The organism is Janthinobacterium sp. GW822-FHT07H10 (assembly GCF_058798675.1).
This window is the reverse complement of the sequence record NZ_JBXAKS010000001.1, coordinates 498,451-522,339: the sequence shown is the minus strand read 5'-3', so window position 1 is coordinate 522,339 and position 23,889 is coordinate 498,451. Positions and strand designations below refer to the sequence as shown.

The window sequence follows — 23,889 nt, the reverse complement described above, 5'->3', positions numbered from 1 at the left end:
GACGACACAGACAACGATCCACTTTCAAGGCACGATTATCATGACGACGACTTCCCAGAACGACATCCTGTTTACCCGCGCGCAAAAAACCACGCCAGGCGGCGTCAACTCGCCCGTGCGCGCCTTCCGCTCGGTGGGCGGCACGCCGCGCTTCATCACGCGCGCCGAAGGCCCGTACTTCTGGGACGCCGACGGCAAGCGCTATATCGACTATATCGGCTCGTGGGGCCCGGCCATCGTCGGCCACGCCCACCCGCAAGTGGTAAAGGCGGTGCAGGATGCGGCCGCGCTGGGCCTGTCGTTCGGCGCGCCGACGGAAGGCGAAGTGCTGATGGCCGAGGAAATCACGCGCCTGGTGCCGTCGATCGAACAGGTGCGCCTGGTATCGTCGGGCACGGAAGCGACCATGAGCGCGCTGCGCCTGGCGCGCGGCGCCACGGGACGCGACAAGATCGTCAAGTTCGAGGGCTGCTACCACGGCCACGCCGATTCGCTGCTGGTGAAGGCAGGCAGCGGCCTGCTCACCTTCGGCAACCCGACCTCGGCCGGCGTGCCGGAAGACTTCGTCAAGCACACGCTGGTGCTCGACTATAACAACGTCGAGCAACTGAAGGACGCCTTCGACAGCTTCGGCGCGGACATCGCCTGCGTGATCGTCGAACCCGTGGCCGGCAACATGAACCTGGTGAAAGCCACGCCGGCATTCCTGCAGGCGATGCGCGAGCTGTGCACGCAGCACGGCGCCCTGCTCATTTTCGATGAAGTCATGTGCGGCTTGCGCGTGGCGCTGGGCGGCGCGCAGGCGCTGTACGGCATCAAGCCCGACCTCACGGCGCTGGGCAAGGTGATCGGCGGCGGCATGCCGGTGGCGGCCTTCGGCGGCAGCGCCGCGCTGATGCACCATATGGCGCCGCTGGGTGCCGTCTACCAGGCCGGCACCCTGTCGGGCAACCCGGTCGCCGTGGCGGCCGGCATGGCAACCCTGAAACTGATCCAGCAGCCGGGCTTCTACGAGCAGCTGGGCGCCACGGCCCGGCGCCTGGCCGAAGGCCTGACCGCCGCGGCGAAAGAAGCGGGCGTGGTCTTCTGCGCCGACTACATCGGCGGCATGTTCGGCATTTATTTCAGCGAACACCCACCGACCAGCTATGCGGAAATGATGGCGGGCGACCGCAGCAAGTTCAACGCCTTCTTCCACGCCATGCTGGACGAAGGCGTGTACTTCGCGCCAGCCGCCTTCGAGGCGGGCTTCGTCTCGGCGCAGCACGATGACGCCGTCATCGACGCCACCATCGCCGCCGCGCGCAAGGTCTTCGCCAAGCTGGCGTAAGCTGCAGCATCCAGCTGCCCCCTTCTGCCTGACCCCGCAGCGGCCCGCCTGGCCGCTGCGCTTCCGCCTCCCCGCCCCCACCGCGTTATTGCCCAATTGCATTTGACGCAATGCACAAAATTTGACCCTGGGCCATCCCCGACCCTGCAAATGCAAAAAAAGTATCGGTTTTATCACATGTAATCGGTAGCCCTGCCCGGCTCGCCTGCATAGAATGGGGACATAACCAATAACCCGCCCGGCCGGCAACATGGCTGGAGCGCACGGTAACCCAGCAGGAGACACGCCATGACACGCATCCGCCTCGCCGCCACGCCACGTTTCCGCCGCGCCGTTCCACGCCTCGCCTGAACCGCGCGGAGACCGCCATGCATCCCGATCTCGAAGTCGTCTGCGTGCCCGCCGATGAATCGTTTACAGCCTGGTCGCACGGCTACCCCTACCGCACCGTGCGCTGGCACTTTCACCCCGAATATGAGATCCAGCTGATCACGGACACCAGCGGCAAGTACTTCGTCGGCGACTACATCGGCGATTTTGAACCGGGCAACCTGGTCATGTCCGGCCCCAATCTGCCGCACAACTGGGTCAGCGAATTGCCCGACAACCAGCCCGTGCCGCAGCGCTGCCTGATCCTGCAATTCACGGCCGAATTCATCGCCAAGGCCATCGCCGCCTTCCCGGAATTGCAGCCAGTCACCACCCTGCTGGCCGAATCGCGCAGCGGCCTGCTGTTTACGCCGGAAGCCGGCGCCGCCGCCCGCCCGCTGATGCAGGCGCTGCTGGAAGCGCGCGGCTGCCGCCGGGTCATGCTCTTCCTGTCGCTGCTGGAACTGCTGCTGCACGACAGCGAACGGCGCACGCTGTCCAGCCCCAGCTACCTGCCCGATCCGCACAGCTACATGGCGTCGAAAATCAACCTGGCGCTGGCCTACATCGGCAAGAACCTGTCAACCGACCTGCGCGAGTCGGAGCTGGCCGAACTGATCGGACAAAACGTCAGCTCCTTCTCGCGCTCGTTCAGCAAGCACACGGGCATTTCCTTTGTGCAATACGTGAATTTGCTGCGCATCAAGCTGTCCTGCGAAATGCTCAGCAACAGCGCCTTGAGCATCACGGATATCTGCTACCAGGTGGGCTTCAACAACCTGTCCAATTTCAACCGCCAGTTCCTCGCCCACAAGGGGATCTCGCCGTCCAAGTTTCGCCGCTACGACGGCTTGAAGACGGCGGCGCCCGGCAACTGATCTTTCGCTTCATGCCCCGGCAGCAGGCAAGGCAAGGCTGCCACGACAATCAAAAAAACCATGCTCAAAAACGAGGAGACGATGATGTTGAAAAGAAAATTGCTTGCCCTGTCCACGACTGCCCTGTGTGCCGCCAGCCTGTCCATGAGCGCCAGCGCCGCGCCGCTGAAGATCGGCATGTCCTTCCAGGAACTCAATAACCCGTATTTCATCACCATGAAAAAGGCGCTGGAAGAGGCGGCCGCCAGCATCGGCGCCACGGTGGTGATCACCGATGCGCACCATGACGTGGCAAAACAGACGAGCGATGTGGAAGACATGATCCAGAAAAAGATCGATATCCTGCTGCTCAATCCGACCGATTCGGTGGGCATCCAGTCGGCCGTCAAGTCGGCCAAGGCGGCCGGCGTCATCGTCGTCGCCGTCGACGCGAATGCCAACGGCCCCGTCGATTCCTTCGTCGGCTCGAAAAATTTCAATGCGGGCCAGCTGGCCTGCACCTACCTGGCCAAGAGCCTGGACGGCAAGGGCGACGTGGCGATCCTCGACGGCATTCCCGTCGTGCCCATCCTGGAACGGGTACGCGGCTGCAAGGATGCGCTGGCGGCCTTTCCCGGCATCAAGATCGTCACCAGCCAGAACGGCAAGCAGGAACGCGACCAGGCCTTGACCGTCACGGAAAACATCCTGCAGGCGCAGCCCAGGCTGAAAGGCATTTTCAGCGTCAACGACGGCGGCGCCATGGGCGCGCTGTCGGCCATCGAAGCGAGCGGCAAGGACGTGAAACTGACCAGCGTCGACGGCGCGCCGGAAGCCATCAAGGCGATGCAGAAACCCAATTCCAAGTTCATCGCCACGGCCGCCCAGTACCCGCGCGACCAGGTGCGCCTGGCGCTGGCCATCGCCATGGCCAAAAAATGGGGCGCCAACGTGCCGGCGCAGATTCCCGTCGAAGTCAAGCTGGTGGACAAGGCGGCCGCCAAATCCTTCAGCTGGTAACGGCAGCCACAACCGTGCCTGTCCACTCCCGCAGCGGGCCTGCGGGAGGCTCACCGTTCCTCCGGACCCATCATGCATACGATCTTGCAGCTACAAAACATCACCAAGGGCTTTCCCGGCGTGAAGGCCTTGAACGACATTAACCTGAGCATCCGCCAGGGCGAGATCCACGCCTTGCTCGGTGAAAATGGCGCCGGCAAGTCCACCTTGATGAAAATTCTCAGCGGCATCTACCGGCCCGATGCGGGCAGCATCGTCGTCGATGGCCAGCCCTGCGATTTTCACAGCTACAACGACGCCATCGCCGCCGGCATCGCCATCATCTTCCAGGAATTTTCCCTGATTCCCTACCTGAATGCGGTGGAAAACATCTTCCTCGGACGCGAGCTGACGAATGCCGTGGGCCTGCTGTCGAAAAAAGCCATGCGGCAACAGGCGGCCGCCATCTTTGCGCGCCTGAACATCGAGATCGACCTGTCGGCCGAGATCAGCCAGCTCAGCATTGCCCAGCAGCAATTCGTGGAAATCGGCAAGGCCCTATCGCTCAATGCCCGCATCCTGATCCTCGACGAGCCGACCGCCACCCTGACGCCCAGCGAAGCCGAACACCTGTTCGCCATCATGCGCGAACTGCGGCAGCAAGGCGTGGCGATGATCTTCATCTCGCATCACATGGAAGAAATCTTCGACGTATGCGACCGCATCACCGTCTTGCGCGATGGCCAGTACGTGGGCATGACGGACGTGGCCGCCACCAGTATCGACCAGTTGGTGGAAATGATGGTGGGACGCAAGCTCGAAGCGAACTTTCCCGCCAAGCCTGTCCGCCCCGTGGCGCCGGCCATCGTGCTCGACGCCAGGGACGTGCGCCTGCGCAAGGATGGCCCCGTCAACAGCTTCCAGCTGCAGCAGGGGGAAATCCTCGGCTTTGCGGGCCTGGTCGGCTCGGGCCGCACGGAACTGGCGCTGGCCGTGATGGGCGCCCACCCGGCCTGGCACAAGGATGTCCGCATCGGCGGCAAGCCGGCCAGCCTGCGCGATCCGGCCGATGCCTTGCGCCACGGCATAGGCCTGTTGCCGGAAAGCCGCAAGGCCGAGGGCTTGATCCTCGATTTCGACATCACGGACAACCTGTCCATCAATAACCTGGGGAAATATACGGGATATGGCTTGATACGCCGCCGGGCCGAGCTGGCCAGCACGCGCTCGATGATGGCCAAGGTGGGCATCAAGGCGCCCGGTCCCGGCACGCGCGTGGCTACCCTGAGCGGCGGCAACCAGCAAAAAGTGGTGATCGCCCGCTGGCTCAACCATCACTGCAAGATCCTCATCTTCGACGAGCCCACGCGCGGCATCGACGTCGGCGCCAAGGCGGAAATCTACCGCCTGATGCGCGCACTGACCAGCGATGGCTATTCCATCATCCTGATTTCGTCGGAACTGCCGGAAATCACCGGCATGTGCGACAGGGTCGCCGTCTTCCGGCAGGGCGCCATCGTGGCCCTGCTGGAGGGCGCGTCCATTCATTCTAGCGAGGTAATGCGCCATGCAACAGCCGGTCAACACTGAACCCCTCGCCGCGCAGCGCCGCGGCGTCGCATCCTCCCTGTCGGCGCGCGCCCTGTGGGCACGGCTGAGGCAATCGCCGGCCTTCCTGCCGCTGGTCGGCCTGCTGCTGGTGTCGGCGGCGATGGCGGCCACCACCGACCATTTCTTTTCCAGCGATAACCTGGTCAATATTGCGCGGCAAGTGTCGATCAACGCCATCATTGCCGTCGGCATGAGCTGCGCCATCCTCAGCGGCGGCATCGACCTGTCCGTCGGCTCCGTGATGGCGCTGACGGGCACCCTGACGGCGGGCCTGATGGTGGCCGGCCTGCCGCCCGGGCTGGCCATTGCCGCCGGCCTGGCCGTGGGCATCGCCTTTGGCGTGGGCAATGGCTTCTTTGTCGCCTACGCCAAGATGCCGCCGATTATCGTCACCCTGGCCACCATGGGCATCGCGCGCGGACTGGCCCTGCTGTACACGGGCGGCTATCCGATCAACGACTTGCCGGACTGGTTCGAATTCTTTGGCCGCGGCAACGTGCTGGGCGTGCAGACGCCGATCCTGGCCATGCTGCTGGTCTTCCTCGTCGCCTATGTGCTGCTCGACCATACGCCGCTGGGACGCTATATCTACGCCATCGGCGGCAACGAGGAAGCGACGCGCCTGAGCGGCGTGCGCGTGGCGCGCTACAAGCTGCTCGTGTATGCCATCAGCGGCGGCACCGCCGCCATCGCCGGCCTGGTGCTGACGTCCCGCCTGATGAGCGGCCAGCCGAACGCCGGCATCGGCTTCGAGCTGGACGCGATCGCCGCCGTCGTCATGGGCGGCACGGCCATCACGGGCGGACGCGGCTCCATCGTCGGCACCCTGATCGGCGCCATCATGCTTGGCGTGCTGAATAACGGCCTGAACATGATGGGCGTCTCGCCTTACCTGCAAAACATCATCAAGGGCGTGATCATCCTGCTCGCCATTTACATCAGCCGCAACAGCAGCAAGCGCGCCTGAGCACCGCTTGACCCACCTTTACCACCTGGAGCCTCCCATGAAGTACACCGAAGTCGACATGCAAGCCGTCGTTTGCCACGGTCCGAAAGATTACCGCCTGCAAAAAATCGCGCGTCCCGCGCCGCGCCTGAACGAGTTGCTGATCCGCATCGCCGCCTGCGGCATCTGCGCCAGCGACTGCAAATGCCATTCGGGCGCCGCCATGTTCTGGGGCGGCGACGGCCAGCCATCGTGGGTCAAGCCGCCGGTGGTGCCCGGCCATGAATTCTTCGGCTACGTGGTCGAGGCGGGGGAGCACGGCGAGGAACACTTCGGCGTGAAGGTGGGCGAGCGCATCATCGCCGAGCAGATCGTGCCTTGCGGCAAGTGCCGCTTTTGCAAATCAGGCAAATACTGGATGTGCGAAGTGCATAACATCTTCGGCTTCCAGCGCGAAGTGGCCGATGGCGGCATGGCTGAATACATGCGCATCCCGCCCACGGCCCTCGTGCACAAGATTCCGGACAGCATTTCGCTGGAAGACGCCGCCATCATCGAGCCGATGGCGTGCGCCATCCACACGGTCAACCGCGCCGAGGTGCAGCTCGACGACGTGGTGGTGATCGCCGGCGCCGGGCCGCTGGGCCTGATGATGACGCAGATCGCCGCCCTGAAGACGCCGAAAAAACTGGTGGTGATCGACATGGTGCCGGCACGCCTGGCGCTGGCGCGCGAATATGGCGCCCACGTCACCATCAATCCCGCCCAGGACGATGCGCTGGCCATCATCCATGGCTTGACGGACGGCTATGGCTGCGACGTGTATATCGAGACGACGGGCGTGCCGGCCGGCGTGACGCAGGGCTTGAACCTGATCCGCAAGCTGGGCCGCTTCGTCGAGTTCAGCGTATTCGGCAAGGAAACCAGCGCCGACTGGTCCATCATCGGCGACCGCAAGGAACTCGACGTGCGCGGCGCCCACCTGGGACCGTATTGCTACCCGGTCGCCATCGATCTGCTGGAGCGGGGCCTCGTCACCTCGAAAGGCATCGTCACGCACGACTTCCCGCTGGAAGACTGGGAGCAGGCGTTCGCCCTGGCCAACTCGCTCGATTCCATCAAGGTGCTGCTCAAGCCGGCAGCGCAGGGCTGAACGGGGAAGCCGGCATGGATTACGTCATCGGTGTCGATATCGGCACGCAAAGCACCAAGGCCCTGCTGGTCACCAGCGGCGGCACCCTCGTGGCGCAGCATGCGCACGGCTACCAGGTCGACACGCCGCGCCCCCTGTGGGCGGAACAATGGCCGGCCGTGTGGTACGACGCCGTGGTGGCGTGCGTACGGCAGGTGCTGCACGCCAGCGGCGTGCCGGCGCACAGCGTCAAGGCCATCTGCGTCAGCAGCCTGTATGGCGGTTCCGGCATCCCCGTCGATGCCGCCATGCAAGCGCTGCACCCCTGCCTGATCTGGATGGACCGGCGCGCCACCGACGAGGTGGAATGGGTCAGGCAGCATGTCGACCTGGAGCGCCTGCAAGCGATCACCGGCAATGGCGTCGACAGCTATTACGGCTATACCAAGATGCTGTGGCTGCAGCGCCACCGCCCCGATGTGTGGGCCCGCACGCGCTACTTCCTGCCGCCGAACAGCTACGTCAACTATCTGCTGACGGGCGAAGTGGCGGTCGACCATAGCTCGGCCGGCAATATCGGCGGCGTGTACGACCTGGCCGCGCGCGGCTGGTCGGCCCCCATGCTCGAGGCGCTGGGCATCCCCGCGCGCATGATGCCGGAACGCCTGGTCGACTCGTCCGAGGTGGTGGGCGCGCTGCTGCCGCTGGCGGCGCAGCAGCTGGGCTTGCTGGCCGGCACCCCCGTCATCGCGGGCGGCGTCGATGCGGCCGTGGCCACCTTCGCCGCCGGCGTCAGCCGCGCGGGCCAGCATGTGGCGATGATAGGCACCAGCATGTGCTGGGGCTATATCCACCAGCAAGTCGATGCGCGCCATGGCCTGATCAGCATGCCGCACGTGTTCAACAGCCAGTCCGACCTGTATGTGTTTGGCGGCGCCATCACGGCCGGCGCTTCCGTCAGCTGGTTCCGCGACGAATTTTGCCAGGCCGACGTGGAAGCGGCCAGGCTGCTGGGCCATGCCGATGCGCACCAGCGGATGGAAGAACAGGCACAACAAATCCCGCCCGGCGCGGACGGCGTGCTGTTCCTGCCCTACCTGATGGGCGAACGCAGCCCCATCTGGGATGCCAGGGCCAGCGGCGCCTTCCTGGGGCTGAGCCTGTACCACAGCCGCGCCCATTTGTACCGCGCCGTGCTCGAAGGCGTGAGTTTTGCGCTGAAACACAATATCGAGGCCGGCGCCAGGGGCACCGGCACGGTCGCGCTCGACGACAAGCTGATCGTCGTCGGCGGCGCCGCGCACTCGCCCCTGTGGATGCAGATCATTGCCGACATCACCGGCTATCCCGTCTACACCATCGCGGAAAACGTCGAGGCGGCACTGGGCGCGGCCCTGCTGGCGGCGCTGGGCACGGGCCTGATCGACAAGGCAACGGCGCAGCGGGGCTGGGTCAGCCTGGTGCCGCGCAGCACGCCGCAGCCGGACGCCAGCGCAATCTACCGCCGCACATTCGAGCACTACCGCGATGCCTATCCCGCATTGCGGCCCCTGATGCACCGCATCCATCACGCCACCTGAGGACCAGCATGCTATTCGATTTCCGCCACAAGAAATTCATCGTCACGGGCGCGTCCAGCGGCATCGGCCTCGTCACGGCGCGCATGCTCAGCGCCGCCGGCGCGCGGGTAATTGCCATTGGGCAAAACGCCGACCGGCTGGCCGCCTTGGCCGACGACACCGGTTGCGAGCCGCTGCAGCTCGACATCAGCGACAGCGACGCCATGCAGGCCGCGCTGGCGCCGCTGCGCAACGTCGATGGCCTCGTCAATTGCTCCGGCATTTCGCAGTTGCGGCCCTGCCTGGAAACGGATGCAGCCAGCTTTGACCGCGTGATGGCCGTCAATGCGCGCAGCGCGGCCATGATGGCGCGCCATGTGGCGCAAGGCATGCTGCGCGAAGGGCATCAGGGCAGCATCGTGAATGTGTCGAGCCAGGCGGCCCTGGTGGCGCTCGAGCATCACCTGGCGTACTGCGCCTCGAAGGCGGCCATGGATGCGATCACGCGCAGCCTGTGCCTGGAACTGGGTCCGCACGGCATCCGCGTCAACAGCGTCAACCCCACCGTCACCCTGACGCCGATGGCCGAACGGGACTGGAGCGACCCGGCAAAAAGCGGCCCCATGCTGGCCGCCATCCCGCTGCGCCGCTTCGCCACCCCGGAAGAGGTGGCCAAGCCCATCCTGTTCCTGCTCAGCGACGCCGCCGCCATGATCAGCGGCGTCAGCCTGCCGGTCGATGGTGGCTACACCTGCCGCTAAATCACGTGCAATTAAGCCACTTGCTGCTCGGCGGCCGTCGGCAGCAAGTCCGCCACCAGCGCCGGCAGGCTGGCCATGTCGCTGAACACGACATGCGCGCCGGCCGCCTTCAGGCGCGCTTCCTGGCCGGGAGCGATATGCCCGCCGCCGATGAAACCCAGCACCGTCATGCCCGCCGCCACGGCCGCCGTCACGCCCGTGACGCTGTCTTCCAGCACCAGGCACCGGGCCGGCGGCACGCCGAAGGCGGCCGCTGCCGCCAGGTAGACACCCGGATGCGGCTTGGCGTGGCCCACCAGGTCCGGCGTGAAGACGCGGCGCTCGAACAGCGGCGCCATGCCCGTGCGCTCGAGCGCCGACAGCACGCGCGCGCTGACGCTGTTCGACGCCACGGCCTTGGGCAGGGGAATGGCGGCCAATGCCTGCGCCACGCCGGGCACGGCGCGCAATTGCGCATCGCACGCCGCATCGACGGCGTTGCCGATGGACATGATGTCGTCGGCCGGCAATTGCGGCAAGCCCAGTTCCCGGTAGATGTCCTGCATCAGCGGCACCAGGCGCTGGCCCAGGCGCGGCTCGATCAAGCCTTGCAGGGTAACGCCGGCGGGCAGGTTCGGCAGGCGCGGCGCCAGCAATTCCAGCAGTGCTTGCAGGGCCACGGCTTCGCTGTCGATCAGCACGCCATCGCAGTCGCTGATCAGGTGGGTAAAGCGCGCTTGGGCGGTAGCGGTATCAGGCATGGATTCTCCAAAAGAACGACGGTGACGGGAAATGCGGCGGCCAGCCGGCAAGGCGGTGCCACAGCAATCATACGGTGGAGCAGGCGGGCGCAGCCACGCCAAAAGCGGACAGATAGCGATACTTTTTTTCAGCAAGCACCGCGCGCGCGGACAGGAATGATGGCGGCAACGACAAATACCAATTCAATACCACGCAATACCAGTGATTATCGCTGATTTTTGAATTTGCTGCGTGCGCCTTGAAATTGGGGCGGGCCCGGCAACGGCGCCGGGCGCAGGAGCGTCCCGGCGCTGGTGGCTTATTTCAGCCAGCCGCGGTGGCGGAAGTACAGGAAGGGTGCGATGGCGCTGGTGATCATCAGGCCCCAGGCCCAGGGATAACCGAACGACCATTCCAGCTCCGGCATCAGCTTGAAGTTCATGCCGTACACGCTGGCGATCAGGGTCGGCGGCAGGAAGGCCACGCTGGCCACCGAGAAGATCTTGATGATCTTGTTCTGGTTGATGTTGATGAAGCCGACGGTGGCGTCCATCAGGAAGTTGATCTTATCAAACAGGAAAGACGTGTGGCCATCGAGCGATTCGATATCGCGCAAGATCTGGCGCGCTTCCTCGAACTGCTCGGAATTGAGCAAGCGGCCGCGCATCAGAAAGCTCACGGCGCGGCGCGTATCCATCATGTTGCGGCGGATGCGGCCATTCAAATCTTCCTCGTGGGCAATCGCATTCAGCGCTTCGGCCGCGTGCGCATCGGTAAATTCCTTTTGCAGCACGCGCGTGCTGACTTCTTCCAGGTTCTGGTAGATGCCTTCGAGCACGTCGGCCGAATATTCGGCGTCGGTGGCGTACAGGTCGAGCAGCACGTCCATGTAGTCGGCGATCGAGCCTGGCCGCGAGCGGGCGCGCATGCGCACCAGGCGGAACACGGGCAGGTCGTCCGTATGCATGGAAAACAGGATCTTGCGGGCAAGAATGAACGCGACCGTGATGACGCGCGACGGGCCGTCGTCCTCTTCGCGCAAAAAGTCCGTGCGCAGATGCAGGTCGCCGTTTTCCGCTTCGTAATAGCGGGCCGACGCTTCAATATCCTTGACTTCGTCTTCGCCCGGCAGGGTGACGTTGTAGATGGCCTTGACCCAGGCCCGTTCGTCATCGGTGGGGTCGGTCAGGTCGACCCAGACCGGTTCGGCATTTTCGAGGTCTGCGCGGCTGTCGATCGGCACCTGGTTGAGCCGGCCATTCTGTAATACAAAGACATTGATCATGCGCGCTCTCAGCCGGATGTTGGGTTATCGTGATGTGCTGGCGCTGGCGCCAAAAATGAAAACAGCGCAAGTGTACCCGCAAAGGCCTTTTCACGACCACCCCTGCGTGGCGCTTTTTCGCGGAAAAATGTGCGGCGCTGCACATCGGGGGCATTTCAAGATGCCTGAACGCAATCATTCAATTCAGGCATGTTTGATAATGTGGAATGACTTAAATCAAGGCAAGGCCGCCGCGCCCATGCGGCGCAGGATCACGCCGGTGCGCCGGTTCAGGTAGCCCGTGTCGCGGTGGCGGTCATAGAAGCGGGGATTCGGCAGCATCACGGCCAGTTTCGCCGCCTGCGCCGCGCTCAGGCTGGCCGCGCTGACGTGATAATAATGGCGTGCCGCCGCTTCGGCGCCGAAGATGCCGGTGCCAAACTCCACCACATTCAGGTAAATCTCGAAAATGCGCTGCTTGTCCATCAGGCTTTCCAGCATGTAGGTAATGATCAGCTCCTGGCCCTTGCGCACATAGCTGCGCGAACCGGACAGGAACAGATTCTTCGCCAGCTGCTGCGTAATGGTGGAGCCGCCAGCGACGACTTTCTGCTTCTTGTTATTCTTTTCATAGGCTTTTTGCAAGGCTTCCCAGTCCACGCCTTCGTGCTCGGAGAAATTCGCGTCTTCCGAGGCGATGATGGCCCGCTTCAGATTGGTCGAAATGCGGTTGTACGGCACCCACGTCTGCTTGATGGCGGCATTCGGATTTTTTTCCTGTAAAACAGATAACTGCTCGCGCATGAAGGCCGTGCTGCTGGGGTTATGGTCGATCCACCACCAGATTTGCAGGAAAAAATACAATTGCACGACGATAAACGCCAGGATGGGCACGATGAACAGCCACTTGATCCAGCCGTAGCGGCGGCCGCCGGCGCCGTTACGGCCGCCCTTCTTGCCGCCGCTCACAGGGCGCTGCGCAATTGCGCCAGCAAGTCCTGCGTCTGCGGCCGCACGCCGCGCCACACGTAAAACGCTTCGGCCGCCTGCTCCACCAGCATGCCCAGGCCATCGCGCACCTGCGCGCCATGGCGGGCGGCAAAGTCCATGAAGACGGTAGGCTGGGCGCCATACATCATGTCCAGCGCCAGGGTATGGCTGCCGAAGATGCCGGCAGGCACGGGCGGCAAGTCGCCCGCCAGGCTGGCCGAGGTGGCATTGATGACGATATCGAAGACGCCCCCGGGCTGCTCGAAGCCGCCGGCATGCAATTGGCCGGGGTGGCTCAGCGCATCGGCAAACTGCGCCACCAGGGCCTGGGCCGTGGCCACGGTGCGGTTGGCAATGACAATTTCCTGCGGTTGCCATTCCAGCAGGGGCAGCAACACGCCGCGCGCGGCCCCGCCGGCACCGAGCAGCAAGACGCGTTTGCCGGCAATGGCCACGCCGGCATTGCGCACGATATCGGCCACCAGGCCGGCGCCATCGGTATTGTCGCCAAGAATGCTGTCGCCATCGAAACGCAGGGTATTCACGGCGCCCGCCGCGCGCGCGCGCGGCGTCAGTTCCGTGGCCAGCGCGCAGGCGTCGAGCTTGAACGGCACCGTCACGTTCGCGCCCTTGCCGCCCTCGGCGGCAAACGTGCGCGCCGCCAGCGCAAAGCCGTCCAGCGGCGCCAGCCGGCGCTCATAGGCGATGGCCTCGCCCGTCTGCAGGGCAAAGGCGGCGTGGATCATGGGGGACTTGCTGTGGGCGATCGGGTTGCCGAAGACGCAATATTGATCTGGATTCATCTTGTGCTTGTTCAATTGCTGCCGCCAGTCAGGTTGGCTTCCATTTTTTCTTCGCGGGTAAATTTGAAGCGGGTAATCACGACCCACAGGTCATCCTTGTCACTGGACAACATATTCGGTGGGAAACGACCGAACGGCGCCGCGCGGCGCACGATGGCCAGGGCGGCCGCGTCCAGCGCGGGATTGCCCGAGCTGCGTTCGACGCGGGCGCCGCCCTCCTTCTGGTAAATCGTACCGTCCTGGAAGATGGGAATGTACACGACCAGTTCGCCATACATCTTGCGGCCATTGTTTTGCGGGAAATTCAGGGTGCCGATTTCCTCGATGCGCTTTTGCAGGGTCTTGTAATACATGGCATAGCCGACCTCCTGCGTGCTGGGCGTGATGAAGGTCTTGCGCGGACGCTTGTTCTGGTCTTCCACGGTCTGGCTGATCTCGGCCGCCATGCGGGCGATGGCCTTGCTGCTTTCCATCAGGTCCGACCCGGACGCCAGCGGATTGGGCTTGTCCTTTTCCGTGACGGGCGCGGCGCTGTAGGGCGTGGGCTTGGCCGCCTGCGTCAGCAATTCCTGCTGTTTCTGTTCCAGTTCGGCAATGCGCCGGGCGCTGGCCTTGACGCTCTCGCCCTCTTCCACCTTGCGCAGGTCGGGCAGCGGCGACTTGGCGCGGCCCTTGTCGGCCTGGCCACCGCCATCGAGATTCGCTTGCGCCAGGGCATCGGCCTTCAGCGGCTTGTTGGCATGCTTGGCATTGACGAGGATCACTTCCAGGCCGGGGTCGGTGGCGACGGCCCGCTGCGGCGCCGGGGCGACAAAATGCATCGCCAGCAAGGCGCCGTGCGCCAGCAGCGATACCGCCACGGCCACCATCAGGAAACGATACTCTCGGAAAGACTTCACGCGCAACCCAGTTCGCAACAAGCACAAGATACAAGATGGCTGAATTCTACGTCAAAGGGCGGTGCTGGTAACAGTTTTCAGCACCGCCCTGTGACTGGAGCGACGCCTTACTTGACCTCCGGCTCGCTGACCACGTCTTCGCTGGCCAGTTCCGCCACTTCCGCGTCGGCGTCGCTGACCTGGTTCGCCGCTTCCGGCGATGTTTCCGCTGCTGCCACACCATCGTCGGCCACGTCGTCGCCCGCGTCTTCCTCGTAATCGAGCTCGGCGTCGGCCGCCGCATCCGGCACGGCGGCGATTTCCAGCAGGCGCGCCTCGATGCTCAGGTCGACCTCATCCCAGCGCAGCAAGTCCAGTTTCACTTGCGCGCCGCGCGCCACCGATGGCATGCCCGGCAGCTTGATGACCAGCGGAATGTCGACCAGGCGCAGGATTTCATCTTTCAGCACGACGGCATCGACCTGGCGCGCGTTTTCCTGGTGCAACCAGCGCAAGCACCAGTAGCGTTCCATGTTCGACTGGAAGTCGCCGTACGCGGCATACGCCGCATCAAACGCCGAGACGATGGCGAACAGGTTGGCGTCGCGCGGCTTGAATGGCGCCACCAGGGGCGCCGTCACGCCGTGCTCGGCGCAGGCGATGATTTGCCATTGGTTCACCAGGTCCGTATAGCGGCGCAAGGGCGACGTGCTCCAAGCGTATTGATCCACGCCAAGGCCCTGGTGCGGCGCCGCATGGGTGACCATGCGCACCTGCATCTTTGCCGCCCAGCTATTGCCGCTGCCGCCGCCCTGGCTGCGGTAGATGCCGGGCACGCCATGGTCGTGCAGCATCTTGCCCCAGGTACTGTTGGCAAAAATCATCAATTCGGCGACGATCTTGTCCAGCGGCGCGCCACGCTTGCGGCGCGCCACGGTGACGATGTCGTTTTCCACGTAGAAGTTGAAATCGACGCGGTTGTTCTGTTCCGGCTTCAGGCCAAACGCTTCGCGCTTCTTCATGCGGCCCTGTTCCAGCTGCTGCGCCCATTGCCAAAGCACGGCAAAATCGGCCTTGTGCGGGTACTCGCCCTCGCCGCTGGCCAGGGTTTCCTCATTGACCAGGTCGTCGAGCTGATTGTGGCGCAGGTTGCTGGCGATCGGCACCAGTTCGGCACGCGTCTGCGTGCTGACCACGGCCCAGTCGGCTTTCGGGTCGAGCGTGGCATACAGCGACAGGGCCGGGCACGTCGTGCCTTCGGCCAGGGTGAAGGCGTTGACGATTTCATCGGGCAGCATGGTGATCTTGTCACCCGGCATGTAGACGGTCGACATGCGCTGGCGCGCCATCTTGTCGATCACGTCTTCCGGGCGGATGCCCAGGCCCGGCGCGGCGATGTGGATGCCCACTTTCACCGTGCCATCCGGCAACGGCTGCACGGAGAAGGCATCGTCGATCTCGGTGGTGGTCACGTCGTCGATCGAGAACGCGGCCACGTCCGCCAGCGGCAGCTTGGCCGTCACGGAGGGCACGGGCACGCTGGGGAAACCGGCGCCCTTGGGGAAATTCTCGAAGAGGAATTTCGACAGGTGCAAGTCTTTTGGCGAAGCAATACCACCGACGGCCAGCATCAGGCGCGGCGGCGTCGTGTGCAATTCCGTGCATGCCGCTTCCAGCGCCTTGTATTCGATGGTGTTCTTGTCCGGCTTGAACAGCAGCTGCAGCACCATCGGTTGCATGGAGGCGGGCAAGCGGTTCTGTTTCAGCTCTTCCACGTACGCGGCTTGCACCAGCGCCTGCTGCTTTTTCTTTTCGATGCCGGCCAGGGCCGCCTTCAGCGATGCTTCCGGCGCCGCCTTGTAGCGGCCGCGGCCCTTCTTGTAGAAATACACGGGCGCCGAATGCAGGGCCAGGATCAGGCCGGCCGCTTCCGGCGGCAAGGGGACATGGCCGAAATACTCGGCGCCCAGCTCGGCAAAGCCGAATTCATCTTCGCCCGCCACTTCCCACAGGAAATCGAGGTCGATCTCGGCGGCAACAGCCTTGGCTTGCTCCAGCAGCTCGGCCGGGGCCGGCTTCTCATACTGCAGCAGCACATCCTTTATCTTGACCTTGCTGCGCTTGCCGCTGGCCATTTCAACCTGGTACGCCTCGCCCGCTTGCGACAGGACCGTGCCGACCTTGAAATCGCCGGATTCTTCAAAAAATAGATTCATTGTTATGCTTTGTTTATTAATGTGTCGGTTGCAACGGTGCGAGTGACGAAATTCAGCTCCAGCACCGCCGGCAGAAATACTTCCGTTACCAGCAGCAATCCTTGATGACGCTGATATAAGCAGCGTCGGGCAAAAAACAGCGCCTTGGCATCGCAGCCTGCGCCTTCCAGGGCCAGCGCCGCCTGCGCCCGCTGCACCAGCGGGTGTCCCGCGCGCAAACGGGCAAATTCGAGCGTGCCACGCCGTACCATGCGATCGCCAAACAGGGTCGTCCCCAGCGAGCGTTCGCCCAGTGCGGAAAACAGGGGCCAGTCGGTGGCCGTCGCCTGCATGGGCACGACGGTGTGGCCAAACACGGCCGGTCTATTATCACACCGCAACAGCACTTCGCGTTCCCATACCCGGCCCGCGCGATGCAGGCCGATGATGGCAGACTCGTCGCTCAGACAACGCGCCGTTTCCTGATGCAAACATTGCACGCGGAATGCCTGGCTATGCGCTTTCAGCTTGGCCGTCAGCGAACCGCCGCCCGTCAGCCAGTGGCGCAGGGCCGGGGGCGCATTGACGGCGTTCACATGCGCATGCCACTGCGCCTGCCGCAGCGAACCCGGCCTCACCGGGCCGCGCCTTCGGCCATTGCAGAATTGATATCGATACCGCAAAAGGCCAGGACGGGCGCCACGTAATCGGCAAATTCGCTGATGCCGTGGTCGCTGCCGTCGATGACGAGCTGGCGCGCCCCCCGATAATGCGCCACCATGTCGCGGTAGTCGAGCACTTCGTCACCGGTGGCGGCGATCAGGAAATAACGTTGTGGTTCAGTAATGTGCTGCACGGCAAACGCGCGCAACTCATCGATATATTCGCGCTTGAATTCGAACGGCTTGTCCGAATGAAACTCGGTCGTCACGCCCACATGCTGTTCCAGGTCGATCAAGGGAACAATCGCCGGGTTGAGCAGCACTGCACGGCAAGCGAGTTGCTCGGCCAGCCAGGTGGCGTAATAGCCGCCCAGCGAGGAGCCGATGATCGTCAATTCCGCCGGCGGCACGTGCTGCACCAGCGAGCGGGCCAGTTCGATGGCCAGCTTCGGCGAAGCGGGCAATTGCGGGCACAGCCATTCCGCCGTGCGGCCCAGCGCCTGCATCTGCTCAGCCAGCAGGCGCGACTTCATCGACAGCGGCGACGAGCGGAATCCATGCAGATACAGAATCATCGGCCCAGCGCCTTCAGCAATTTCTCGTGCACGCCGCCGAAGCCGCCATTGCTCATGACCACGATCTGGTCGCCGGGACGGGCGGCGGCCACCACGGCGGCCACCAGCGTATCGATGTCCTCATACGCGCTGGCCATCGCGCCCAGCGGCGCCAGCGCGTCGCCCAGGCTCCAGCCCAGCGCTTGCTGGCTGCCGAAACCGAAGACCAGATCGGCATCCTTCAGGCTGCCCGGCAGCGCGTCTTTCATGGCGCCCAGCTTCATGGTGTTCGAACGCGGTTCCAGCACGGCCAGGATGCGGCCAGCCTGGCCGATTTTCTGGCGCAAGCCGCCCACCGTGGTGGCAATCGCCGTCGGGTGATGGGCGAAGTCGTCGTACACGGTAATGTTGTCGACCACGCCGCGCACTTCCATGCGGCGCTTGACGCTGTCAAACGTGGCCAGCGAAGCGCACGCCTGGGCAATCGGCACACCGACGTGGCGCGCGGCGGCAATCGCCGCCAGCGCATTGCTGCGGTTGTGCTTGCCCGTGAGCGCCCACGCCACATGGCCTTCCTGCTTGCCATTGAAGAACACGTCAAAGCTGCCATCGGCTTGCTCTTGCAGTTGCCAGTTGGCATCCTGACCAAAACTTTCCTGTTCACTCCAGCAACCGCGCGCCAGCACGCGCTGCAGCGACGCTTCGTCGCCATTGACGATCAGGCGGCCAATGCCGGGCACGGTACGCACCAGGTGATGAAATTGCGTCTCGATCGCATGCAGATCGGGGAAGATGTCGGCGTGATCATATTCCAGGTTATTCATGACGGCCGTTTTCGCGTGGTAGTGCACGAATTTGCTGCGCTTGTCGAAGAAGGCCGTGTCGTATTCATCGGCTTCGATGACGAAGAAGTCGGAATCGGCGCTTTTACCGTCGATCTTGCCGCTGAGGCGGGCGGAAATGCCAAAATTCATCGGCACGCCGCCGATCAGGAAGCCAGGCGCGTAGCCGGCGTCTTCGAGTATCCACGCCAGCATGGCCGAGGTGGTCGTCTTGCCATGCGTGCCGGCAACGGCCAGCACCCACTTGTTGCGTAATATATGTTCGCCGATCCACTGCGGGCCAGACACGTATGGCAGGCTGCGGTTCAATATCTCTTCCACCAGCGGATTGCCGCGCGAGACCACATTGCCAATCACATACAAATCCGGGTTCAGCCGGGTTTGTTCCGGGTCAAAGCCCTGGATCAGTTCGATTCCCTGCGATTCCAACTGGGTGCTCATCGGAGGATAGACGTTGGCGTCGCAGCCGGTAACTTTATGGCCGGCTTCCTTGGCGAGGACAGCCAGGCCGCCCATGAAGGTACCGCAAATGCCGAGGATATGAATGTGCATGTGATCAGTGCGAAAGGTGCGAAGTTAAGTAAGACGGTGAGATAAAAAAGAGCAAGTGTAGGATTTTACCTGACGCCATGACTTTTTCCGCTTCAGAGTATCATCTCGCTCATGACAAACGATGCATTTGACGATAGCGCGCAGTTGCGCCTGGAAATCGCCGCTGCCGCCGCGCGCCTGGTGGCGCAGGACGGCGCCGACTATGCCAGCGCCAAGCGCAAGGCCGCGCGGCAAGTCCTCGGCGACGCGCCGAACCGCCCCAATATACTTCCTGACAACGATCTGATCGAGGAACAGGTACGCCAGTACAATGCCCTGTTCCTGGCCGACAGCCAGCCGGCGCGCCTGTTCCAGCTGCGCACGATTGCGCTGCAGGTAATGGAAGCCTTGCAACAATTTCATCCCCTGCTTAGCGGCCCCGTACTCAACGGCACGGCCGGCCCGCACGACGAGATCTATTTGCAGCTGTTTGCCGAGAGCGCCAAGGAGATTCACATCTTCCTGCTGAATAAAAATGTCGTGCTCGACATGTCGGAAAGCCCGCATTTCAAGGGAGCGCGTTATGATGCGGTCGAGACGGCCAGTTTCTTATGGAAAAACGAAGGCGTGCACGCGGCCCTGTATGAGCTCGACGATATGCGCGGCGCGCTGAAAGCCAAGGCGGACGGCAAGGTGCTGCGCACGGATATCGCAGGCTTGCGCAGCCTGCTGGCCATCAGCCTGGCCGATGGCGCGCCCACTAACACGAAGATAGATAAATAATAGCTATGACAAAGAAGAATTGGATTGCTTGCACCATCGTTGCGCTGATGTTTGGCGGCATGGGCGCATACGTAGGTTTGCATAAGGACAAGGAAAAAGCGGGTCCGCTGACGACCACCATCGCGCCGGGCGCGACGGGCCCCGTGAATGAACTGTATGCGCTGTCGCTGCCGGACGCGGCCGGCGCCACGCAAGCCTTGTCACAATGGAAAGGCAAGAACCTGCTGGTCAATTTCTGGGCCCCATGGTGCCCGCCCTGCGTGGAAGAAATGCCGGAGTTATCCGAAGTGCAAGGCCACTATGCGGGGAAAAACCTGCAGGTCATCGGTATCGGCATCGATTCGGCCAGCAATATTGCCACCTTTGCCAGCAAGGTCAAGATCGCCTATCCCGTCTACGTGTCCGGCATGAGCGGCACCGACCTGTCGCGCCATTTTGGCAATGCGACGGGCGGCTTGCCCTTTACGGTGCTGATCGGCGCCGATGGCGAAGTCAAAAAGACCTATCTGGGACGCTTGAAATTTGATCAGTTGCGCGCCGATCTGGATAAATTGTAAATTCGGAGCGTGCTTTTTTCTCTTGCCAATGCGTATCTTTGGCGGCAAAATGCGGAACTTTCGCTAAAACGGTCTTCCATACATGGCAAAAAACCTCCTTCTGCTCAACGGTCCCAACCTGAATTTGCTGGGAACGCGCGAGCCTGAGGTCTACGGCGCCAGCACCTTGGCCGATATCGAGCAGGCAGCAATGGCGCAAGCCATGGCGGCCGGTGCCGACCTGGTCTGCTTCCAAAGCAACCATGAAGGCGCGCTGATCGACCGCATCCATGCCGCGCGAGCGGAAGGGATCGATGCCATCGTCATCAATCCGGGCGGTTTGACCCATACCAGCGTCGCCTTGCGCGATGCGCTGGCCGGGGTTGCCATTCCGTTCGTGGAAGTCCATATCTCGAATATTTATCAACGCGAAACGTTTCGACATCACTCATTTCTCAGCGCGATCGCGCAGGGGACGATCTGCGGCCTGGGTATCGATGGATATCGGTTTGCCATCGACTTTGCGCTTAAAAAACGTTAATCTACGCGATCTGCACGCATTTAGCGCGGCGATAGGTTCTGGACATCACCGCATCACTCATAAAACAAACTACATTCCTAGGGGTTTTACATGGATCTACGAAAACTCAAGACCTTGATCGACCTGGTCGCCGAATCGGATATCGCAGAGCTGGAAGTTACCGAAGGCGAAAGCAAGGTTCGCATCGTCAAATCGTCGGCCATGCCGCAAAACCAGATGGTCATGATGCAGCCGCAAGGCATGCAAGCCCACTACCAGCCAGCCGCGCCAGCCGCTGCGCCAGCACCGGCCGCCGCCGCTGTCGTCGTTGCCGCCGAGCCAACGGGCTATGTGGTCAAGTCGCCGATGGTCGGCACCTTCTACCGTTCCTCCGCTCCTGGCAGCGCCGCGTACGTCGAAGTGGGTTCCACCGTCAAGGAAGGTGATACCCTGTGCATCATCGAAGCGATGAAGCTGCTCAATGAAATCGACTCGGACAAAGCCGGTGTCGTGACCCAGATCCTGGTCGAAAACGGCCAGCCGGTCGAATTCGGTCAACCCCTGTTTGTGATCGGCTAAAACCCAGTCAACACGGCCGGCAACGGCCGTTTGCAGTTCTAGCCCCTCCCACACTTGTTGTTTCGCCGGCTCGCCGGCTCTCACAGACATACGCGAACCTACCATGTTTGAAAAAATCCTGATTGCCAACCGTGGTGAAATTGCCCTCCGTATTCAGCGCGCCTGCCGCGAAATGGGCATCAAAACGGTTGTAGTCCACTCCGAAGCCGACAAGGACGCGAAATACGTCAAGCTGGCCGACGAATCCGTTTGTATCGGGCCGGCCCAGTCCGCCCTGAGCTACCTGAACATGCCCGCCATCATCAGCGCCGCTGAAGTGACGGATGCACAAGCGATTCACCCAGGCTATGGCTTCCTGTCGGAAAACGCCGACTTTGCCGAACGCGTCGAGAAATCGGGCTTCGTCTTCATCGGCCCCCGCTCCGAATCGATCCGTTTGATGGGCGACAAAGTGTCGGCCAAGCAAACCATGATCAAGGCTGGCGTACCGTGCGTACCCGGCTCGGAAGGCGCGTTGCCGGACGATCCGAAAGCGATCGTGCAAATTGCCCGCAAGATCGGCTACCCGGTCATCATCAAGGCCGCCGGTGGCGGTGGCGGACGCGGCATGCGCGTGGTACACACGGAAGCGGCCCTGATCAACGCCGTGGCGATGACCAAGACGGAAGCCGGCACGGCTTTCGGCAACCCTGAAGTGTATATGGAGAAGTACCTGGAAAATCCGCGCCACGTGGAAATCCAGATCCTCGCCGACGAACACAAAAACGCCGTCTGGCTGGGCGAGCGCGACTGCTCCATGCAGCGCCGCCACCAGAAAGTGATCGAAGAAGCGCCGGCGCCGGGCATCCCGCGCAAGCTGATCGAAAAAATCGGCGACCGTTGCGCCGAAGCCTGCCGCAAGATCGGCTACCGCGGCGCCGGCACGTTTGAGTTCCTGTACGAAAACGGCGAGTTCTATTTCATTGAAATGAATACCCGCGTGCAAGTCGAACATCCGGTCACCGAAATGATCACCGGCATCGACATCGTGCAAGAACAGATCCGCATCGCCGCCGGCGAAAAACTGCGTTTCCGCCAGCGCGACGTCATGCTGTCGGGCCACGCCATCGAGTGCCGCATCAATGCGGAAGATCCGTTCAAGTTCACGCCATCGCCAGGCAAGATCGTCTCGTGGCATGCACCGGGCGGTCCCGGCATCCGCGTCGATTCGCACGCCTACGCCGGCTATTACGTGCCGCCGCACTACGACTCGATGATCGGCAAAGTGATCGCTTACGGCGCTACGCGCGAGCAAGCGATTCGCCGCATGCAGATCGCCCTGTCCGAAATGGTGGTCGAAGGCATCAATACGAACATCGCCCTGCATCGCGAGCTGATGATCGACGCCCGCTTCATCGAAGGCGGCACCAACATTCACTATCTGGAACAGAAGCTGGCCGACATGCCGGACCTGGGCAAGAACCTGCATGGCGGCAGCCCCAGCATCGCCAAGAAATCCGAAATCAAGGCGGACGCATGAGCTGGACTGAAATCGTCATCGAAATCGCCCGCGACAACGCCGAAGCCATGTCCGACGCGTTGATGGAAGCGGGCGCGTTGTCGGTGTCGGTGGAAGACGCCGACGAAGGCACGGATGCCGAACAGCCTTTGTTTGGCGAACCCGGCATGGAACCGAAGGAAGCGGCGTGGGAACGCAGCCGCGTGGTGGCGCTGACGGACGTCGACGCCGACCAGGCCGCCATCGTGGCCACTGCCGCCCAGGCGGTCGGCATGGCGGACGTGCCCGCCTTTACCGTGCGCCCCGTGGAAGAGCAGGACTGGGTGCGCTTGACCCAGTCGCAGTTCGCGCCGATTCACATCGGCAAGAACATCTGGGTCGTGCCCAGCTGGCACGAGGCACCGGATCCTGACGGCCTGATCCTGGAACTGGATCCGGGCCTGGCCTTCGGCACGGGCAGCCATCCGACCACGCGTCTGTGCATGGAATGGCTGGAAGCGCACCCCGCGCCCGGCAAGACCGTGCTCGACTATGGTTGCGGCTCCGGCATCCTGGCCATGGTGGCCAAGAAACTGGGCGCGCAAACGGTGGTCGGTGTCGATATCGACCCGCAGGCGATCGAATCGGCGCGCGACAATGCCGAACGCAACCAGTGCGAGATCGAATATTTCTTACCAGACACGTTTGCCACCTCGGCACACGCCACGGCCAAGTTTGACATCGTTGTCGCGAATATCCTGTCGAGCCCATTGAAGCTGATGGCGCCGATGCTGTCGGGCCGCGTCGCCGACGGCGGCGCCCTGATCCTGTCCGGCGTGCTGGCACGCCAGGCGGAAGAAGTAGCCGCTGCCTACGCTCCGTTCATCGAGCTGGGCGTGTGGGCCGAGCAAGACGGCTGGGTGGCGCTGCATGGCCGCCTGGGTGCAACACAAGCCCCTGCGCCCCGCGCGGAAGGTGCATAAGCACAGCA

At 63.0% G+C, this 23,889-nt stretch carries 23 protein-coding genes; 14 read left to right on the top strand and 9 right to left on the bottom strand.

Annotated features, from left to right (window positions below):
* The first annotated feature begins 40 nt into the window (after positions 1-40).
* The 8 genes from hemL to AC1RDJ_RS02305 all read left to right on the top strand — a co-directional run bounded on the left by hemL (position 41) and on the right by AC1RDJ_RS02305 (position 9,564).
* Complete coding sequence (hemL, locus tag AC1RDJ_RS02340; RefSeq protein WP_071322040.1) at positions 41-1,330, top strand: glutamate-1-semialdehyde 2,1-aminomutase; 1,290 nt, start codon at positions 41-43, stop codon at positions 1,328-1,330.
* Between the two features lie 368 nt (positions 1,331-1,698).
* Positions 1,699-2,577, top strand: coding sequence for an AraC family transcriptional regulator (locus AC1RDJ_RS02335; RefSeq protein WP_289884861.1), 879 nt, complete (start codon positions 1,699-1,701; stop codon positions 2,575-2,577).
* 144 nt (positions 2,578-2,721) lie between these two features.
* On the top strand, positions 2,722-3,576 hold the full coding sequence (locus AC1RDJ_RS02330; RefSeq protein ID WP_493026562.1) for an ABC transporter substrate-binding protein: 855 nt from the start codon (positions 2,722-2,724) through the stop codon (positions 3,574-3,576).
* Positions 3,577-3,648: 72 nt separating this feature from the next.
* A complete protein-coding gene (locus tag AC1RDJ_RS02325; RefSeq protein WP_493026381.1) occupies positions 3,649-5,145 on the top strand; it encodes a sugar ABC transporter ATP-binding protein in 1,497 nt (498 codons plus the stop codon).
* Positions 5,123-6,133 (top strand): ABC transporter permease, encoded by a 1,011-nt coding sequence (locus AC1RDJ_RS02320; RefSeq protein WP_493026380.1) that lies wholly within the window; start codon positions 5,123-5,125, stop codon positions 6,131-6,133. Before AC1RDJ_RS02325 ends, AC1RDJ_RS02320 begins: the two co-directional genes overlap by 23 nt.
* Positions 6,134-6,170: 37 nt before the next feature.
* The gene (locus tag AC1RDJ_RS02315) at positions 6,171-7,265 is read left to right on the top strand and encodes an alcohol dehydrogenase catalytic domain-containing protein (RefSeq protein ID WP_071322036.1); all 1,095 of its coding nucleotides are present in this window, start codon (positions 6,171-6,173) and stop codon (positions 7,263-7,265) included.
* A 14-nt stretch (positions 7,266-7,279) separates the two neighbouring features.
* Positions 7,280-8,824, top strand: coding sequence for an FGGY-family carbohydrate kinase (locus AC1RDJ_RS02310; protein WP_071322035.1), 1,545 nt, complete (start codon positions 7,280-7,282; stop codon positions 8,822-8,824).
* Between the two features lie 8 nt (positions 8,825-8,832).
* Positions 8,833-9,564, top strand: coding sequence for an SDR family oxidoreductase (locus AC1RDJ_RS02305; protein WP_493026379.1), 732 nt, complete (start codon positions 8,833-8,835; stop codon positions 9,562-9,564).
* 11 nt (positions 9,565-9,575) lie between these two features.
* Here AC1RDJ_RS02305 and AC1RDJ_RS02300 read toward each other — a convergent pair whose 3' ends face one another.
* From AC1RDJ_RS02300 to mpl, 9 genes are all read right to left on the bottom strand, one after another.
* A complete protein-coding gene (locus AC1RDJ_RS02300) occupies positions 9,576-10,304 on the bottom strand; it encodes an HAD-IA family hydrolase (RefSeq protein WP_289884852.1) in 729 nt (242 codons plus the stop codon).
* Positions 10,305-10,603: 299 nt separating this feature from the next.
* Positions 10,604-11,569 carry a magnesium/cobalt transporter CorA gene (corA, locus tag AC1RDJ_RS02295; RefSeq protein ID WP_034746658.1) on the bottom strand — a complete coding sequence of 322 codons (966 nt, stop codon included), beginning with the start codon at positions 11,567-11,569 and terminating at the stop codon, positions 10,604-10,606.
* 216 nt (positions 11,570-11,785) lie between these two features.
* Positions 11,786-12,532, bottom strand: coding sequence for a monofunctional biosynthetic peptidoglycan transglycosylase (mtgA, locus tag AC1RDJ_RS02290; protein WP_442905926.1), 747 nt, complete (start codon positions 12,530-12,532; stop codon positions 11,786-11,788).
* Positions 12,514-13,341: a shikimate dehydrogenase gene (gene aroE / locus AC1RDJ_RS02285; RefSeq protein WP_493026378.1), complete on the bottom strand. Its 828-nt coding sequence runs from the start codon at positions 13,339-13,341 to the stop codon at positions 12,514-12,516. Before aroE ends, mtgA begins: the two co-directional genes overlap by 19 nt.
* A gap of 11 nt (positions 13,342-13,352) precedes the next feature.
* Positions 13,353-14,210, bottom strand: a complete 858-nt coding sequence (locus AC1RDJ_RS02280) for an energy transducer TonB family protein (protein WP_071322031.1) — start codon at positions 14,208-14,210, stop codon at positions 13,353-13,355.
* Positions 14,211-14,347: 137 nt separating this feature from the next.
* Complete coding sequence (locus tag AC1RDJ_RS02275; protein ID WP_493026377.1) at positions 14,348-16,435, bottom strand: ribonuclease catalytic domain-containing protein; 2,088 nt, start codon at positions 16,433-16,435, stop codon at positions 14,348-14,350.
* 2 nt (positions 16,436-16,437) lie between these two features.
* Complete coding sequence (locus tag AC1RDJ_RS02270) at positions 16,438-17,052, bottom strand: chorismate--pyruvate lyase family protein (RefSeq protein ID WP_071322029.1); 615 nt, start codon at positions 17,050-17,052, stop codon at positions 16,438-16,440.
* Entirely contained in the window at positions 17,049-17,651 is a 603-nt protein-coding gene (locus tag AC1RDJ_RS02265; RefSeq protein WP_289884846.1) for a YqiA/YcfP family alpha/beta fold hydrolase, read from the bottom strand. The genes AC1RDJ_RS02270 and AC1RDJ_RS02265 overlap by 4 nt, the downstream gene beginning before the upstream one ends.
* Positions 17,648-19,024 carry a UDP-N-acetylmuramate:L-alanyl-gamma-D-glutamyl-meso-diaminopimelate ligase gene (mpl, locus tag AC1RDJ_RS02260; protein WP_289884843.1) on the bottom strand — a complete coding sequence of 459 codons (1,377 nt, stop codon included), beginning with the start codon at positions 19,022-19,024 and terminating at the stop codon, positions 17,648-17,650. Before mpl ends, AC1RDJ_RS02265 begins: the two co-directional genes overlap by 4 nt.
* 111 nt (positions 19,025-19,135) lie before the next feature.
* On the opposite strand from mpl, the gene AC1RDJ_RS02255 reads away from it, so the two are divergent.
* The 6 genes from AC1RDJ_RS02255 to prmA all read left to right on the top strand — a co-directional run bounded on the left by AC1RDJ_RS02255 (position 19,136) and on the right by prmA (position 23,881).
* Positions 19,136-19,786 (top strand): hypothetical protein, encoded by a 651-nt coding sequence (locus AC1RDJ_RS02255; protein ID WP_493026376.1) that lies wholly within the window; start codon positions 19,136-19,138, stop codon positions 19,784-19,786.
* 5 nt (positions 19,787-19,791) lie between these two features.
* The gene (locus tag AC1RDJ_RS02250) at positions 19,792-20,343 is read left to right on the top strand and encodes a TlpA family protein disulfide reductase (RefSeq protein WP_071322025.1); all 552 of its coding nucleotides are present in this window, start codon (positions 19,792-19,794) and stop codon (positions 20,341-20,343) included.
* A gap of 82 nt (positions 20,344-20,425) precedes the next feature.
* Positions 20,426-20,863: a type II 3-dehydroquinate dehydratase gene (gene aroQ / locus AC1RDJ_RS02245; RefSeq protein WP_034746628.1), complete on the top strand. Its 438-nt coding sequence runs from the start codon at positions 20,426-20,428 to the stop codon at positions 20,861-20,863.
* 90 nt (positions 20,864-20,953) lie between these two features.
* Positions 20,954-21,421, top strand: coding sequence for an acetyl-CoA carboxylase biotin carboxyl carrier protein (accB, locus tag AC1RDJ_RS02240; RefSeq protein WP_071322024.1), 468 nt, complete (start codon positions 20,954-20,956; stop codon positions 21,419-21,421).
* A gap of 103 nt (positions 21,422-21,524) precedes the next feature.
* Positions 21,525-22,940, top strand: a complete 1,416-nt coding sequence (accC, locus tag AC1RDJ_RS02235) for an acetyl-CoA carboxylase biotin carboxylase subunit (RefSeq protein WP_071322023.1) — start codon at positions 21,525-21,527, stop codon at positions 22,938-22,940.
* Positions 22,937-23,881 carry a 50S ribosomal protein L11 methyltransferase gene (gene prmA, locus AC1RDJ_RS02230; protein WP_493026375.1) on the top strand — a complete coding sequence of 315 codons (945 nt, stop codon included), beginning with the start codon at positions 22,937-22,939 and terminating at the stop codon, positions 23,879-23,881. The genes accC and prmA overlap by 4 nt, the downstream gene beginning before the upstream one ends.
* Positions 23,882-23,889: the final 8 nt, after the last annotated feature.